This window comes from Schinkia acidoalkalinis (assembly GCF_054301215.1).
This window is the reverse complement of sequence record NZ_CP182573.1, coordinates 3386300-3402761: the sequence shown is the minus strand read 5'-3', so window position 1 is coordinate 3402761 and position 16462 is coordinate 3386300. Positions and strand designations below refer to the sequence as shown.

At 37.6% G+C, this 16462-nt stretch carries 17 protein-coding genes; 6 read left to right on the top strand and 11 right to left on the bottom strand.

Annotated elements, in window-relative coordinates; translation table 11 throughout:
- Nucleotides 1-77 precede the first annotated feature (77 nt).
- Nucleotides 78-584 (bottom strand): YqhR family membrane protein, encoded by a 507-nt coding sequence (locus ACNQFZ_RS17210; protein ID WP_458412535.1) that lies wholly within the window; start codon nt 582-584, stop codon nt 78-80.
- Between the two features lie 217 nt (nt 585-801).
- Between ACNQFZ_RS17210 and ACNQFZ_RS17205 the strand changes: the two genes are divergently transcribed.
- Nucleotides 802-1746: a DUF1385 domain-containing protein gene (locus ACNQFZ_RS17205; RefSeq protein ID WP_458412534.1), complete on the top strand. Its 945-nt coding sequence runs from the start codon at nt 802-804 to the stop codon at nt 1744-1746.
- Between the two features lie 28 nt (nt 1747-1774).
- Nucleotides 1775-2182, top strand: coding sequence for an SA1362 family protein (locus tag ACNQFZ_RS17200; RefSeq protein WP_458412533.1), 408 nt, complete (start codon nt 1775-1777; stop codon nt 2180-2182).
- A 39-nt stretch (nt 2183-2221) separates the two neighbouring features.
- On the opposite strand, the gene ACNQFZ_RS17195 is transcribed toward ACNQFZ_RS17200, so the two are convergent.
- Nucleotides 2222-3106 (bottom strand): patatin-like phospholipase family protein, encoded by an 885-nt coding sequence (locus ACNQFZ_RS17195; protein ID WP_458412532.1) that lies wholly within the window; start codon nt 3104-3106, stop codon nt 2222-2224.
- A gap of 211 nt (nt 3107-3317) precedes the next feature.
- Here ACNQFZ_RS17195 and ACNQFZ_RS17190 point away from each other — a divergent pair, with 211 nt between their 5' ends.
- Nucleotides 3318-3746 carry a YugN family protein gene (locus ACNQFZ_RS17190; RefSeq protein WP_458412531.1) on the top strand — a complete coding sequence of 143 codons (429 nt, stop codon included), beginning with the start codon at nt 3318-3320 and terminating at the stop codon, nt 3744-3746.
- Between the two features lie 63 nt (nt 3747-3809).
- Here the strand turns inward: ACNQFZ_RS17190 and splB are convergent, their stop codons facing one another.
- A complete protein-coding gene (splB, locus tag ACNQFZ_RS17185; protein WP_458412530.1) occupies nt 3810-4838 on the bottom strand; it encodes a spore photoproduct lyase in 1029 nt (342 codons plus the stop codon).
- Nucleotides 4831-5079, bottom strand: a complete 249-nt coding sequence (locus ACNQFZ_RS17180; protein ID WP_458412529.1) for a transcriptional regulator SplA domain-containing protein — start codon at nt 5077-5079, stop codon at nt 4831-4833. The genes splB and ACNQFZ_RS17180 overlap by 8 nt, the downstream gene beginning before the upstream one ends.
- A 333-nt stretch (nt 5080-5412) precedes the next feature.
- Here ACNQFZ_RS17180 and ACNQFZ_RS17175 point away from each other — a divergent pair, with 333 nt between their 5' ends.
- Nucleotides 5413-5922 (top strand): hemerythrin domain-containing protein, encoded by a 510-nt coding sequence (locus ACNQFZ_RS17175; protein ID WP_458412528.1) that lies wholly within the window; start codon nt 5413-5415, stop codon nt 5920-5922.
- A 77-nt stretch (nt 5923-5999) separates the two neighbouring features.
- On the opposite strand, the gene ACNQFZ_RS17170 is transcribed toward ACNQFZ_RS17175, so the two are convergent.
- Entirely contained in the window at nt 6000-6377 is a 378-nt protein-coding gene (locus tag ACNQFZ_RS17170) for a VOC family protein (protein WP_458412527.1), read from the bottom strand.
- Nucleotides 6378-6526: 149 nt separating this feature from the next.
- Here ACNQFZ_RS17170 and ACNQFZ_RS17165 point away from each other — a divergent pair, with 149 nt between their 5' ends.
- On the top strand, nt 6527-7771 hold the full coding sequence (locus ACNQFZ_RS17165) for an aminopeptidase (protein ID WP_458412526.1): 1245 nt from the start codon (nt 6527-6529) through the stop codon (nt 7769-7771).
- 144 nt (nt 7772-7915) lie between these two features.
- Here the strand turns inward: ACNQFZ_RS17165 and ACNQFZ_RS17160 are convergent, their stop codons facing one another.
- From ACNQFZ_RS17160 to ACNQFZ_RS17140, 5 genes are all read right to left on the bottom strand, one after another.
- On the bottom strand, nt 7916-8440 hold the full coding sequence (locus ACNQFZ_RS17160) for a hemerythrin domain-containing protein (RefSeq protein ID WP_458412525.1): 525 nt from the start codon (nt 8438-8440) through the stop codon (nt 7916-7918).
- A 124-nt stretch (nt 8441-8564) separates the two neighbouring features.
- Nucleotides 8565-8768, bottom strand: a complete 204-nt coding sequence (locus ACNQFZ_RS17155) for a hypothetical protein (protein ID WP_458412524.1) — start codon at nt 8766-8768, stop codon at nt 8565-8567.
- Nucleotides 8769-8943: 175 nt separating this feature from the next.
- Entirely contained in the window at nt 8944-11544 is a 2601-nt protein-coding gene (gene ppsA / locus ACNQFZ_RS17150) for a phosphoenolpyruvate synthase (protein WP_458412523.1), read from the bottom strand.
- Nucleotides 11545-11736: 192 nt separating this feature from the next.
- Nucleotides 11737-12078, bottom strand: coding sequence for a DUF1048 domain-containing protein (locus ACNQFZ_RS17145; RefSeq protein ID WP_458415429.1), 342 nt, complete (start codon nt 12076-12078; stop codon nt 11737-11739).
- 19 nt (nt 12079-12097) lie between these two features.
- Nucleotides 12098-12418, bottom strand: coding sequence for a PadR family transcriptional regulator (locus ACNQFZ_RS17140; protein ID WP_458412522.1), 321 nt, complete (start codon nt 12416-12418; stop codon nt 12098-12100).
- Nucleotides 12419-12718: 300 nt separating this feature from the next.
- On the opposite strand from ACNQFZ_RS17140, the gene ACNQFZ_RS17135 reads away from it, so the two are divergent.
- Entirely contained in the window at nt 12719-13537 is an 819-nt protein-coding gene (locus ACNQFZ_RS17135) for a DUF3888 domain-containing protein (RefSeq protein WP_458412521.1), read from the top strand.
- A gap of 124 nt (nt 13538-13661) precedes the next feature.
- On the opposite strand, the gene ACNQFZ_RS17130 is transcribed toward ACNQFZ_RS17135, so the two are convergent.
- On the bottom strand, nt 13662-16223 hold the full coding sequence (locus ACNQFZ_RS17130) for a vitamin B12-dependent ribonucleotide reductase (RefSeq protein ID WP_458412520.1): 2562 nt from the start codon (nt 16221-16223) through the stop codon (nt 13662-13664).
- Between the last annotated feature and the right edge of the window lie 239 nt (nt 16224-16462).

Sequence of the window (16462 nt, the reverse complement as noted above, 5' to 3'; positions counted from 1 at the left end):
CCTATAGTTGATTCATAACTCTAATCGAATTGCAACCATTATATTTTACCATAGCTACTCCTCATTTGAATAGAAGATTATGCCTGTTTCATTTGTTCGTGATCATAGGAAATTGAATATCCAACAAATACGCCATAAAGAATATATAAACAAAGTGTTGTAATGATGGTATTTCTTCCAAACTCACGAACAGATTCCAGGTTAGGGAAAATTGGATTCAAAACATAAAATACAAGAAGCCATAAAGCTATTCCAAAAAGCATACCAGGCCATATTTTTTGTGTGTTTTTCAAAAAAACATTATAAATAAGGGCAGCACCAATCGAAAACAAGCCAATGAGTATGATGCCAATCCATTGACCTATAGTCCCATATTTCCAAGCACCAATAGTCCACGGCTGCAGGATTAATGAGGGACCCAATTTGGTAAAATTAAAGTAGTAAGCAATATAACCAATAAGACTCCAAAAAACACCTCCCAAAAAACCAATCATGATCACTTTTGACATATGGGATAATGGTGCATCGCCCTTATTTTGTTCAAGGTTTGGATTGTTTTTATCCTCATTTTGTTTTACCGTCATCTAAAGCACCTCCATTATTCATTATGTCCGAATTACAGCCAATCATGTCGGAGTTAATACTGTGTTAAAAATTCCCAAAATGGACATACTATTTATTGTATAAAACTAGAGGTTTAATCACTTTTCTTGTAGAATATATATAGAGATATAAAAAAGTTGTCCTCCTTTATTTTAAAAAGCAACTTTACGAGAAACTTTTAGGTTGGTGAAACATAGAATGTCAGACAAAAAACAAAATTATGGTGGGCAAGCCGTTATTGAAGGGGTCATGTTTGGCGGCAAACATACATCTGTTACAGCTATCAGGAGAAAGGATCAAACAATCGAATATTTCCTTGTTGAAAAAGAACAAAGACCAGTGCTTGCAAAGCTAAAAAAAATACCATTTGTTCGCGGTATTGTGGCCATTATTGAAGCAAGTGCAAATGGTTCCAAACATATAAATTTCTCCAGCGAACGCTACGACGTTGATCCCAAAGATGACATAATTGTTCAGAACGAAAAAAAAGAATCTAAACTCACATTAATATTTGGTGTTGCTGCCGTTGGTGTCATTTCCTTTTTATTCGGAAAATTTATTTTTACGCTAACACCTGCCTTCCTTGCAGAATTATTTAGGCCAATATTCCCAGGTCACGTTATGCAAAATTTAATCGAAGGATTCATCAAATTTCTGCTACTCATTTCATATATATATTTTGTTTCTTTAACACCATTAATCAAACGTGTTTTCCAATATCACGGAGCTGAACATAAAGTGATTAATGCATATGAAAGTGGGAAAGCTTTAACAGTTGAAAATGTTCAAGCCGCCTCAAGGCTCCATTATCGCTGTGGCTCCAGCTTTATGTTATTCACAGTTATCGTTGGCGTATTCGTTTATATGCTTGTGCCAACTCAGCCCCTATGGGTAAGAGTCGTGGACAGATTAGCACTTCTTCCGATTGTACTTGGTTTATCATTTGAAGTTTTGCAGTTTACAAATAAATTAAGAGAGATTCCTGTTCTAAAGTTTTTAGGTTATCCAGGTCTTTGGCTTCAATTATTAACAACGAAAGAACCAACCAATGACCAAGTGGAGGTTTCAATAGCATCTTTTCGGAGAATGCTTGAATATGATAAAGAAATAGCTGAAACCAAAGTTGCTCAGAGTATTGTGTGAATATTAAAAATATGGGGAGGTGAGCCTCTTGTTACGGCGACCAACTATTCATCCTATCGTCCTACTTATTATTGGATTAGCGGGGATTGGGTTAGTGTATCGATTAGTAGTAAATCCTTTTGCGTTACTCAAAGAGGTTTTTATCGCTGCGGTTGTTGTGGGGATTATTTTTGCAATATATAAATATGTAATGCAAAAACGTGTAGGCGGTAATAACCGTGCAGAAGCAAAATATCGCAAAGCTGCACAACAGTCTAAAAAAAGACTATATAATGAAACGTCGAATCATTTAACAACAAAAGTAAGAGGATCATCACAAAAGCACCCAAATAATAAAAAACCACTGCGAACAATGGCGGCAACAAGGCGAAAGGATCATAATTTTACAGTTATAGAAGGCAATAAAGGAAAGAAAAAGAATCGAGCTCATTTTTAAGCTTGATTCTTTTTTTCTCTAACAACTTTTCTACACCTTTTATAATTTTAACTTCCACTTTTCAACAAATTCCTCCGCCTTTTGCTTTCCTGTTTCTAATAGCTCTTTTTTCACCTTAGAAGACAATGTAAATTCCGTTACTTTCACTTCTTCAATCGGAATAAAAATAATTTGTTCAGCAATCTTTTTAGATATATATCGTGTATCATGAGCATGTAACATTGTTTCAATTAAAGCTGGAAGCATTTCAAAGGCATTATTGATGATATTGGGAGGAATATTATCCAGCCTCGGGCTTAGCCTAAAGCCAACAATCGGCCGAACTTGTTCTTCTTCGAAAAGCCAGATTGGAAAATTGCTCAATACAGCTCCATCAACAATAATTGATTTGATGCCCAAGCGATCATAAATTTTGATTGGTTCAAAAAAATACGGTATACTTGCACTCATTCTTACAGCTTTGGCAACAGAAAAGGCTTGCTGGTTTAAGCCGTAATGACATAAATCATCGGGCAACGTAATGATTCTGCCTTTTGTTAAATCAGAGGCAATAATTTTTAATGATCCTTCCTCGATATCTGCAAAGGTTTCAATCCCCTTATCCTTTAATAATTTTTCCATCCACTGTTCTAGCGCATCACCCTTATAAATACCCATGCGAAAGTAAAAGTGGGCCGATTTTAAAAAAGGAATCGGGATTCTTGTATTCCGCCGATCTAAAAATTTTTTAAAATTTACTTCCGTTAATGTTTTATTAATCTCTTTGGCATTGTAACCAGCATTAATAAGAGCCGCGATGATGGCTCCCGCGCTGGTGCCTGCCACTTTTTTAAAAACAAAGCCTTCCCGTTCCATCACTTCGATTGCACCGACAAAAGCAATGGCTTTCATACCACCACCAGAAAAGACGCCATCAATCTCCATGTTTACGTCCCCCTTAGGGTAAGATTCAATTTGTACGTATCATTAAATCCTAAGCAGGAAGTACTATATTTAGAACAAAATTAAGTTCTCATTCGATCCCCTGTTTCTCAAAGCCATCACCGAACTTGATGATTTTTTTTATTAGGAATGTATGTTTTCCAAAATATGGTTAATCATAGTAATAAGCATATTAAGTAAGGGTGGGTAATTAATGATTAAATTACAATCAAACATTGAAGGCAAAAGAGCTTATTTTGGAGAAATACATCATATTTTCAAATCCAACGGATGCAGTTTTTGCAGTAATTTTGACTATGATCAAGGGAAGTTTGATGCTTTATTATGGCGTGACGGCGGAGAGTCCATTTATTTAAGGGTTCCTTTTTATGTAGTGGACGGGGTCTTAGATCATTCTAGAGCGCTAATTGAATTTGGAACACCTTTTGTAATTAAACATATAGTTAATATCGGATTGGATTATGATGAGCACTCATTGCTCACAGGTACGACTGGGATTACTCAATTTCAGGAACCACTTGATACAGACGATTATATACGGGATAAAAGTAGATGGGAGATTGTTGGTGAAGAGAAATTAGAACAAGTCATAAATTCAGCCAGTGGATTGTTTCGTTCCTAAGTTCTTAACTCAGAAATATCGAAAAAGCACCTAGCTTTTCCAGGTGCTTTTTTCGATAAGATATTATGTGAAGTATTCTATTTTTGCCTGAGGAAAATAAGTATGAATATAGCTGCCTAGCGTATCTTTTATATCTTCTTGTTCCTGATCGGTATACACGTATTTCCCAATTCCATACTTTCCCCATTTCCACTTTCTCTTCGCTTCATCAAGCTCCAACTTCGTCATTGGATAATTTTTCTCAATTACCCGTTTCGCAGGTTTTGTGAAGCGATGTTGAATTAATTCAAAAGTCAGGTCTGTTTTTGCAGCATCAGGCAGTTCAGCCTCTAATTTCTCAAACATTGCTTTATAACCTACTTTCCAATCCTCATGAAGATAAATTGGAGCTATAATGAAACCTAAAGGGAAGCCTGCCTTCGCTACTTTTCTTGCCGCTTCAATTCTTTCATGCTGTCTGGATGTGCCCGGCTCGAAGTTCTGGATGATATAATCGTCATTCATGCTGAAGCGAAAACGAGTCCGGCCGTTATGCTCGGCATCCAGTAAATGATCAACATGGGCAAACTTTGTAACAAAACGTAATTTTCCATATTCCGATTTACCGAAGTATTCTATGGCCTTTTTAAGTGTATGTGTTAAGTGGTCAACACCGACAACATCTGACGTACAGGATGCTTCAAACCTTGTTGGTTCAGGCGCTCTTTCTTTCATATAATTATTCGCTGCCTCAAAAATATCATCAAGATTGACATATGTGCGAATATATGGCTTGCTTCCCATCGTCGTTTGTAAATAGCAATAATGGCAATGTCCCATACAACCTGTCACAAAGGGAATCGCATATTCAGCGGAAGGCTTTGAAGTATCAAACTTTAACGTTTTCCTTACGCCAACAACCAATGTTGACTTTGCCATGCGATATCTTTGAAAATCATTTTCACCCGGCAAATTTCGAATTTGGTTATGGGAGGTTGTTTCCCTAATTTCAATTCCCATCCCTTCGAATTTGGAAATCAACTCTTTTCCAAGGGGATATTCCAATGCTCCCGGCTCTACATAAACTAGTTGGGGGACAAATGGCTTAACCATAGTAGTCCTCTTCCTTGGCAAAACCAAAAGCTTCTTGAAAGGCATGTTCAGCTTCATTCGCTGATGAATAAACGGCAACAGCTTCATTTAGCGGATAATAGGTTTCATATAAAAATAGCGCAAGTTCATTTGGCGAATCAGGGTTTTGAACAACAGCCGCCTCTTGAACATGTGCTACATCCTGTGCATGCGGGTTGCGAATAATAACGTAAACAATTTGCCCTGGCTGATATAATTCCATTTCATCAACTCTTTCCTGTAGTAATACACATTGGTAGTGTTACACAGACTAGTTCACATTATGTCTATCTCAAATGCTCATGGTACATTTGTGATCGCCGCTTTATAAAATTTAACTGATATGGTATCATTAAATTCCTTGGCAGGGGCACCAATCGTCATGTACGGTTGGCCATCAGACAGGAATCTCTATCGGTAGAGATTCCTGTATTTTTATCCATAATACTCCATGTGATTATAATCACAAAACCATCGACATTTTTGGAGTACACTTCAAGTAGAGATACGAAGAGTTAACCGAAGCCATCGTGGTTTAATAAGGAGGAATTTGTCGATGGAGGTTTCAAACGTAGTATTGAGTGCTCCACTGCAACAATTAAAGAACGAGCATGTGTTGCTCCGGGCAGATATGGATTTTTTCTATGATATTACTGAGGAAATCGAGTTTGAATCGGGTCCTGCCGTAGTTCAATTATTTGCTAAATTGTACGAGCAGGTATCCGCTTTTAATGATAAGCTGAAAGCACATTCCAGACAAGAAGAAGAAGGGTTGTTCCCTATGATGGCTCGCCACCTAGAAGCAGATGACAGAATAGTCGAGGTCATGGAATTTGAACATCAGAAGGCTGAGCAGCATCTACAGGATTTTCTAACTGAAGCAAAACAGGCAGGATCGCCCATCGATGAAAACGATGTGCAATGGATTACAGTACACGCAGTCCGGGCCCATGCTACCTTAATACAACACTTCGCTAAAGAAGAAAAAGTGCTGTTTCCGTTGGCAGAGAAGATACTGACGGTTGACGAGAAGGAGGAGCTTGTAAGACTATTTCAAACTCGATAAAGTCCCTCCTCCCACCGCCTATAAAGACCTTTCTATCCGCTTTAATTTATCGGCGGATTTTTTTGTGGATAAAATGTTCACCTTTTTTCCATAACTGCAAAGTAATTATTTTCACAATCTGCAAAATTAAATACTCTTCCTGTAGGCATATTGACAATTTCTCCGACTGTAACATTTTTGTTTAGTAAGTCGCTATGTAATTCATCGATTTTTTCCGAGAAAAACATTAAAGAAGGTGTACCAAGATTTAATTCAGGTGACATTTTAGCAATTAATTCCTTATTGTGTAAAATGATACTTGTTTCTGCATCCATTGTTGGAGCAATTTCAATCCATCTCATTCCCTCTTCGTTATTTTCTGAAATTACACTAAACCCCACCTTTTTTGTCCAAAAGTTCACTGCCTTATCTTGATTATTTACATACAACATAATTTGACCCACTATATTAATCAATCATTTCACTCCCACTATATTTTGATAAAGTATATCAGTTATATATTTAACAAACAAATTATAATATTAATCAATAAGCTCCATAATTTTCATAATTTCTTTTGGATGTGCTACTATTAATTTACAAAAATATAAGGAGGTAACACAGGATGGCCTTACCTAATTTTGAGGAAAATTTACAGAAGTACGCGAAACTATTAGTTGCAAAAGGAATTAATGTTCAACCCGGCGACTGGGTGAAACTGACGATTACCGTTGACCAAGCACCATTAGCCCGTTTAATTACTGCTGAATCCTATGCTTTGGGAGCTGAAAAGGTAATTGTAAAATGGTCGGATGACGAAATCACAAAATTGAACTATAAGCATCAACCACAGGAAGTGCTTACTGATATCCCTACATATGAAATTGAGGAATCCGAAGACCATGTTTTGAACCACCGCGTCTGTCGTCTTTCGATTATATCCAGTGATCCTGGTTTACTGCATGAAGTGGATCCGGCAAAGATTGCGGCCTACCAAAATGTTGCTGGAAAAGCGTTCAAAGTTCAGCGAATGGCAACACAGAATGATGATTTGAAATGGAACGTTGCAGCGGCAGCTGGTGCGGGTTGGGCTGCGAAGGTGTTTCCTAACCTGGCAACGACAGAAGAACAAGTAGATGCCTTATGGGATCAAATTTTTAAAACATGTCGTGTGTATGAAGATGACCCCATCGCTGCTTGGGATGAACATAAAAAGATATTGAATGAAAAAGCAGCAAAATTAAATGAAATTCAATTTGATGCATTGCATTATACGGCACCGGGAACAGACCTAACGTTAGGATTGCCGAAAAACCATATTTGGGCATGTGCGGGAAGTGTTAATCCAAAAGAAGAAGAATTTATTGCCAACATGCCAACAGAAGAAGTTTTCACTTCACCAGATACTCGTCGGATGGATGGTGTTGTGCGCAGTACAAAGCCATTAAGCTATGCGGGGACATTAATAGAGGGTATTGAAGTTCATTTTAAAGATGGTAAAATAGTTGACATTTCTGCAGAAAAAGGGGATGAAACCATTAAGAAGTTGGTGTTTGACAATGAGGGCGGAACTGGTTTAGGTGAAGTCGCCCTTGTACCAGATCCATCTCCAATTTCTCAATCTGGTATTACTTTCTTTAATACTTTATTTGACGAAAATGCTTCCAATCACCTCGCGATTGGTTCATCATACCCGACGACCCTTCAGGGTGGGACGAAAATGAGTCAAGAAGAATTACAACAACATGGTTTAAACACTTCTACTGTTCATGTTGATTTCATGATTGGCTCTAATAAGATGAATATTGACGGGGTTAAGCAGGATGGGACCATTGTTCCGATTTTCCGCAATGGGGATTGGGCAATTTAATCTTGAAAAGTGTGAAGTATAGCCAGATATGGAAGGGCAAATATTAGTTACAGATTTTTTAAAGCCTGTATCGGGGATTACCAAGTAATCTTTAATACAGGCTTTTTTTAATTTCTGGTGAACACCTAACTAACTTTTTACTCTTTATTTGATTTCTTGAATTCTAGTTAATAATTCAGACTTTTCATCTGCTGTTAACATGTTTTCCGCTTTCGGGAATAAAAGGTTCTCTTCTTTGGCAAAGTGATTTTTTAACAGATTTGCAGCATTCATTATTATTTCCAAAGATTCTTTTATTTCTGTTGATGTAAGTTTTTCATTTCCTGCTTTTTCAAGGAATGAATCTAAAAGGGATCGAGCTTCTTTATGTTCACCAGTATTAACTGCTATTGGACCGGTTGAAGGATCGATATGTTTCGCCATTAATAGAAATAAAGCATTTTCTTCATGCTGTGAGTGAATCACAATTTCTCCTTTAAAAGCCTCTACCTGGCTTTTTAATTCTGCAAACTTCTGAAGGGAGTCACCTTCTTTTTCAATTTGCTCTGATAATAATAATAAGTTATCAATTTTTTGTAAAAGTGGTATATGTTCCTCTTTTAAACGCGTAAGCCCAGCGCACAATTCTACTAATGGCTTGCTTTCTTGAGCTTCAATGTTACTAGCCATATATCCTCACCTCATTATATTTTTATTATTAGTATAATACGAATATTGTTAATGAGCTGAGAAGTTAGTCACATATTGTTGATGTATTAGTATATTATTACGCGTTTCACAAGATCTTTTACAGTCAGGATACGCTCAATGTTTCCAGCAATTCACTTTCTTTGTCTATCTCTCCAACTGCATGTTCCCACCACTTATAACCTTCCGGAAGCCAATCATTCCTAATCTCTACCTTATCATTCTTTGCCATGTCTTTCCTTACCTTTTCATCCAATGCCATATACTCACAACAAATTTCAAGGATATCATCAAATTGTGCGAGTGACATGTGAGGCACCTTCTTTCATTATTTAGAAGGGTTTTGTTGTTTCATCCCTTCTTTACTACATAATATTCAGTTTGTCGGTTAAAAGGATAATTAATTCTGTCAATATTTTGAACTTAGAATGGGTACGTCAGATAATATTTACATTCCAAACACAGGAATTATTTCATTTCAACAATTACAATACTTCGATATAACCTTCTGTTCCATTGACAAGAATTCGTTGCCCATCTTTTATAAGTTTGGTGGCATTTTCCACTCCGACAACTGCTGGTAAGCCATATTCACGTGCAATAACTGCTCCATGTGTCATTAGTCCACCAACTTCGGTTACTAGGCCTTTTATGGATACAAACAACGGTGTCCAGCTAGGATCAGTAAAGGATGTGACTAATATATCTCCCTCTTCTAGGTCTGCATCCTCCATGTTTAAGATGACACGTGCTCTTCCCTCTATAACTCCGGAAGAAACAGGGAGCCCTATAACAGCCTCTGCAGGGAGATTTTCTCGTTTATACTCACCAGAGAGTGTTTCACCGTCAGACGTGATCACACGCGGGGGAGTCAATTTTTCATATAATTTGTAGTCATCTTTTCTCTTATTGATAATCTGGTAATTCAGATCATTTGTGCGTACGACTTCACGAAGTTCTTCAAAGCTGAGATAGTATATATCTCCTTTTTCATGAATAACGCTCGCTTGCACGAGTTTTTCAGCTTCTTTTAGTAAAGCCTGCTTATAAACGAAGTAGCGATTAATCATGCCGTATTTTGGATATTCACGATACCCGATAAAATTACGGATTAGGGCAATCATTCGTTTTGTTTCTTTTGCTTTTTGTTCGCCCTCCGGTAATTTCTTCAATCGATCTAATATTTCTTGTTCTTTTTTCAAAGCAACACGCAGCCCTTGCTCAAATTTCTGAATGCTGGCATTAGGTTCAAAGTTTTTGATGTTACTAAGAATTATAGGGACAAGCGTAGTTGGTTTTTCACTCCAACGAGTTTTCGTAATATCGATTTCTCCGGCACATCTCATTCCGTATTTGTTGAGAAAAGCTATTATTGCGTCTCTAGCTTCCTGTCCACCATCAAGCTTAACGATTTTCTCCAAAAAGGCATCATCTTTTACATATTGTAGGTAATCAATTACTTCTGGATAAGGTCGAATCACATCTGCGACATCCAATAGTGCCAGACCCATTTCCGAAGTAATATTGTTTGGTACAGATTGAGAGAGCGTGTCTGCTGCGTTTTTTTCACCTAACCACTCGTTCATTTTTTCATTGATCCATGTTGAAGCATTCATCGCAGCCATAAATACAGCTGAGCTTTGTGGGTCAAATAAAATCTTCTTTAATTCCTGAATATCCTCTTGAATAAAATCAAATAAATCCAATCCTGATTTTGTTTGGATCTTTTGTTTTAACTCTTGTATCGATGTTTGACTTTTCTTAATCAACTCAGAAACGATGGATGGATTGTTTTCGAATGGTGCCGGCATATCTATATTGCCTCTGTTAGGACTCGGTGCATCCGAATCATTAGGTAACGATTTTATAAAATCCCCATGCTTAAGTATGTTCATAAGTGCGTCTTTCATGAGCGGATCGTGCTGTCCCATAGTATTTAATAAAATGTTTCTACTAACAGGTGAAGCCAGTTTAGGTGTGACATCGACAAACAGCCTTCCACCAGCTTTACGCATGGGCGCAGGAGTTGTTAACAGGAAAAAAGACAATCCCAATGGTTTGATGGGATCTGTCATCATTTGTTGATGACCAACAGATACATAAACATGATTTTCTTCATCATTCGCTTCAGGGATGGGAAAAAGAGTAGTGATTGGCCGGCTTTGGACAATATAAAATGTATCGTCAACTAAACACCATTCGATATCTTGTGGGCAACCAAAATAAGCTTCAATCTGTCTCCCGATGCGTGCCAGTTGTAAAATTTGTTGGTCAGTAAGTGTTTGCGTCTCTTGTTGATTAGGAGCAATATCGCGTGTCTCTGTTCCGCCTTCTTTTCGTCCATAGATAGCTAATTTTTTAGACGCTATCCTCTTTTCTACGATTTCTCGCTCCTGTACTTTATAACAATCGGCAGACACCAAGCCAGAGACCAGTGCTTCTCCAAGTCCAAAACTGGCATCAATTGATAGTAATTTTCGGTTGGAGGTAATTGGATCAGCGGTAAATAAAATCCCTGAAGCCTGCGGAAAAACCATCCTATGAACGATAACGGATATATAGACTTGACTGTGATCGAATCCATTTTGCATGCGGTAAATTATTGCACGATCTGTAAATAGGGAAGCCCAACATTTCTTGATATGCTTCACGATTGCTTCTTTCCCTATGATATTTAAATAGGTGTCTTGTTGACCGGCAAAAGAGGCATTTGGCAAATCCTCAGCAGTTGCACTAGAACGTACTGCATAAGCATGTTCCTCGCCAAACCGGGAGAGATAGTGAGCAACTGAATTCACAACATCAGCAGGAATTTCTACTTCCATAATGGTTTGTCGAATCTTTCTACCGATTTCAGCAATTTGATCACGATTTTCTACATTTTGCATTGTTAGTTGACCTACTAATGCTTGAAATGTTTCGTTTTGTTCGATGGCTTTCTGATATCCCACTGTTGTTACACAAAATCCTTCTGGTACTTGTATTCCTTGGATTTTTGATAATTCCCCTAAATGTAACCCTTTCCCCCCAACGAGCAAAAGCTGTGTTTTTTCTATTTCCTGAAAACCGAGAACCAAAGAACCCATTCTATATGCCTCCTAACCATTAATGTTCTATTGATTTTAGCAGTAGTAAATGAGAATAAATAGTCTATAATGACCATTTTTTATATGCTATAATTAAATTAGGAAGAGTTTAATTGATTATTAACAGATTATAAGGACAGTCCCCTGGCACATAAAAGCTTAAAAGTGCCAGGAGACTGTTCTCGTTTTTAGTTATTTTCCACGATTAATCGTATCGTTCAACTTCGTGCGATACTTGTCTCTCCATGTTTTGGCGTCCTTCACTAGCTCGTCACAGAAAGCGGCAACGTCCTCGCCCGTAAGGTCAGTGACTTTCTTTCCATCGGCTGCACCTTCTTCGAAGAGGTCGATAATGCCGCCAAAGATACGGCTGCTGTCTTCCCAATCGGAGGGACCACCAGAGGTCCACATATATTTTTTAATAGCGTCGTAAGCGTTGCGGTACTCACTTGGAAGTGCCTTCGCACGCTCCTCCATCGCCTTCCATTCCCGCTTGTCCTCAAGACTACCGATAATTTTTTCAAAAATACTCATTTTAATCTCTCCTTTGATTTTATTTAGTTCTGAGTTCGTTAATTTTGCCTGAGACGAAATTCCATTTTTTCCAAAAAAGTTCAAGTTGTTCTTGACCTGCTGCGTTGAGTGTATAAAATTTTCTCGGGGGGCCGATAGTCGATGGCTTTTTCTCGATATTCACCAGATTGTTTTTCTCAAGTCTCATGGTAATCGTATAAACTGTTCCTTCAACCACATCAGTAAAGCCAAGTTTTCGAAGCCGTTGCGTAATTTCATAGCCGTATGTTTCTCCACGGCTGATAATCTCAAGTACACAACCCTCAAGCACCCCTTTCAACATTTCTGTAATATTTTCCAATTTTCTCCCCCATTTGTATTTCATGAATGTTTTCAAGTACTCTGTAACACAGGTACTTTGTGTTACTGGTATTCGGTATTACTGATTACTAGTATATAGTAATACATATTAGTGTTTCTTGTCAATAATACATTATTTAATATCATTGCTTATACCCTCTTCTAGACAACCCAATAAAGCAGCTCTACGACAAAGTTTCTTTATTATTTCTTAATTACAAAAGAATGGCAATCATCAAGATTTTCAATTGGGTAAAAGTAATAATATGTATTTGAGCACTGCAATGGTGGTGAAAAATTAATGAAAAAGTTAGTTATACTATTCCTGGTCTTTACTGGAATTATCCTTCCTGTTCAACTAGTAAAGGCAAATGTCCAGTTGAAATGGGAGGATGTTGCATCTATGGAAATAAACCGCACTTCCGGGGGAGCACGAACTTTCAATGAAAATGATGGTATTGAAGCATTCGTCATCAAAAAGGTGATTGAATGGATTAACACAGCAAGCCCTGTAAAAGAAACAATGGGATTGGTTGATAAAAAAACTCCAATCGCTGTATTAAAAATTAAAATGAAAAATGGTGATGTAGCGATAGTAGAACCTGCTTATGTCTGCCATGTTCAAAATCAAACAAAATTTTGTACGCTGGCAGATGGTGAACTCATACTTACCCAAAATAATCAAAAGCTTCGATTAAAATCAGTTGAGTTTTTTGATTGGCTTCTTACAGGGTGGAAACATGAAAGTACAAGGCCACCTCAAGATACGAAAGAAATGATGGTCAATGATATAGTAATGGTTTTATTAGGTCCAGAAATAGATAAAGCGGTGAGCAAATATTACTCTGAATATTTAACTTATTCACCATCAGTCTATCCTTACCAAGTGGAAATCGTAAATATAGAAAGAATTGGTGGGTTCCGTACCTTTCATTTGTTAATTACATTGGAAACCACTCCAGTGGTTGGACCACATATTTCTGTAGGAAAAGATAGATTGACTTTTGAAATCTCCCCAACAATAATTCCAGGTCAAATTAAATTAAAGAAATTTGAACATCTTGAAACACATGAACTTCCATCACATTGGCAAAACATTATAAAAAAGAAAGCCAGGTAATTAAGTTGTTACATGGAGAAAACTCCCATAAGGTTTATGAGATAAAGTCAAAAAAAGCATCCCAAAATTCTGATCTGATTTGGGATGCTTTTTTAAAATTAAGCTATTTATCTGAAATTCCTTTTTATAAACCACATTTTAGCTGTGCACCACAGTTTGTACATGTGTTACAACCGCCAATTTCTTTAACTTTCCCTTTTCGGCAAACAGGGCAAGTATTACCTACTTCGTTTCCGATTGTTACATCTGTAGAACGAAGGTCGCTGATTGTATCAACCAATACGACATGTGGTTGTGCATGCGGCACTTTATCAAATTCAACGTCATCAAAGCTGTTTTCTTCAGCTTTAAGAGTTAATACTTGAGCGTCACGGCTGCCATCAACGTATACTGTTCCACCTTTGGCTCCGCCTTTATATAATCTTTCATATACTTTTTGAACCTGTTCAACAGAGTAGCCTTTAGGGGCATTTACTGTTTTACTGATGGAGCTGTCTACCCAACGCTGAATTACACATTGTACATCAGCATGTGCTTCCGGTTTTAAATCCATTGCAGAGATAAACCATTTTGGTAGGTTTTCTGGATCTACTTCCGGATGTTTATCTAGATATTCTTGCAGGATATCAGCTTTTACTTCAATAAACTTACCCAAGCGGCCGCTTCGGAAGTAAGAGAATGAGAAATAAGGCTCAAGTCCTGTAGAAACACCAACCATTGTCCCAGTGCTGCCTGTAGGAGCAACAGTTAGTAAATGTGAATTTCTAATACCATGTTCAAGAATTTGCCCGCGGATTTCTTCAGGCATTTTCTTCATATAGCCTGTTTCCGTAAATGCTTTTCTGAGTCGATTTGTTTCTTCATCAGTTTCACCAACTAAGAATGGGAAGCTGCCTTTTTCTTTTGATAGTTCGATTGAAGCTTGGTATGCTTCAGTGGCAATCGCCTCAAATATTTTATCTACAAGCTCATTTCCCTCTTTTGAGCCATATTCTGTTTCACAATAAATCAAAAGATCATGTAAGCCCATAACGCCAAGACCGACACGGCGCTCACCTAAAGCCTGATTTTTGTTTTGCTCAAGGAAATATGGTGTTGCGTTGATAACATTATCCTGCATTCTAACACCAACACGGACAGTCTTTCTAAGCTTGTCAAAATCAACAATTTTGTTTTCTTTGTCTGCCATTTGGCCAAGGTTTACTGCAGCCAAGTTACAAACACTATATGGTGCGAGAGGTTGTTCTCCACACGGGTTTGTTGCAACCACCTGATGTCCATAAGCACGGGCATTTGTCATGTCATTCGCATTGTCGATGAAGAAAATGCCTGGCTCCGCTGAGTATGTTGCACAAATATTTATTAAATTCCAAAGCTCTTTCGCGCGAATTTTTCGATAGACTCGAACTTTATGTCCTAGCTTTTCCCATTCGCGGACATCGCCAACGTTTTGCCATTCTTCATTATAGATTTTCATTTCCTCTGCATTGTAATTTTCAACATCAGGGAACTTTAATTCGTAGTAATCATCGTTTTCAACGGCGTCCATAAAATCTTTTGTTAAACAAACAGAAATATTCGCGCCAGTCAAAAACTCTGGATTGTGAACACTATAATGTCCACCTGTTTCAAGTTTTTCTTCAGCTTCATGGATTACCTTTTCTGTGAATCCACCAGTCCCAGGGATTGTTTTGTAATTAACAATACCTTGATACATTGCTCTTTCCGTTTCAGTTAACGGCGTAAATTTCAACTTTTCTTTTGCAAGCTTTTTGATATGTTCATCTTTTGTATTATCAATTAAGAAACGTAAAATTCTAGGATTTTGCATTTTTGAGATGATAAATTCTACAATATCAGGATGCCAGTCCGAGAGCATGATCATCTGAGCTCCCCTACGGGAACCACCCTGCTCAACTAAATGCGTTAATTTCGCAATATCATCGAGCCATGACACTGAACCAGAGGATTTGCCGTTTACGCCTTTTGCAAGCGTATTACGTGGTCGGAGGGTTGACCCGTTTGTACCGACGCCACCGCCACGGCTCATAATTTCCATAACTTGTGTGCGGTGTTCGGAAATGCCTCCTCTTGAGTCTTGAACGAACGGCATTACGTAACAATTGAAGAAAGTTACGGCTGTACCTGAACCCGCACCGTAAAGAACACGGCCTGCCGGAATAAAGTTCAATTTTGCCAGTTCATCATAAAACTTCTTAAACCATTCTTGGCGCTTTTCTTCTGTGTCTTCCACAGCGGCAAGGCCAGTTGCTACACGTTTTGCAATTTGTTCGTAGTATATTTCAAGCGGTTTTTCAATGACATCAAGTGAGCGTGTGATAAGACCCGTCTTAACCTCTTTTTCCGTTTCAAAAACACCGCGAAACTCTTCCTCAACCAAAACGACTGCTTTGTTATGTTCCCAATCAATATCTTGGATAAAGCCTGTACCACGTGCAGGAAACTTTGGATCTTCTTTAATTGTTAAAACAACAAAGTCCCCAGTTGCAAGTGTAATCTTTTCAGTATCCTTAAATGCATACCGGTCTAACATTACGAGTCGAGAAACACCTTTATGTGTTAGTTTCATATCCGTTGTAATTTCATGTACTTGTGGGAATAATGCAATGTCCTTATTCAATCTTTCAACATCAACCATCATTTTTTCGGCAGCAGCCGTCACCATTACTTCATCTCCCCTTAAAACTAGTAGTTTTATCTAGTTGTTTAATTTATACAGTATACTTACCGTAACATATTATCTCTTCCAATTCAATATATAGTATCGATAATATTTGCCTACACACTATATATTGATTAGCAACTAAATAAAACTCATTTTGTCAAACTAGTAATTCATTAAAAATAAGAGAAAAGTTAAGATTGATGGATTATTTTCGAAAATTACCACGGAATATGGAAAAT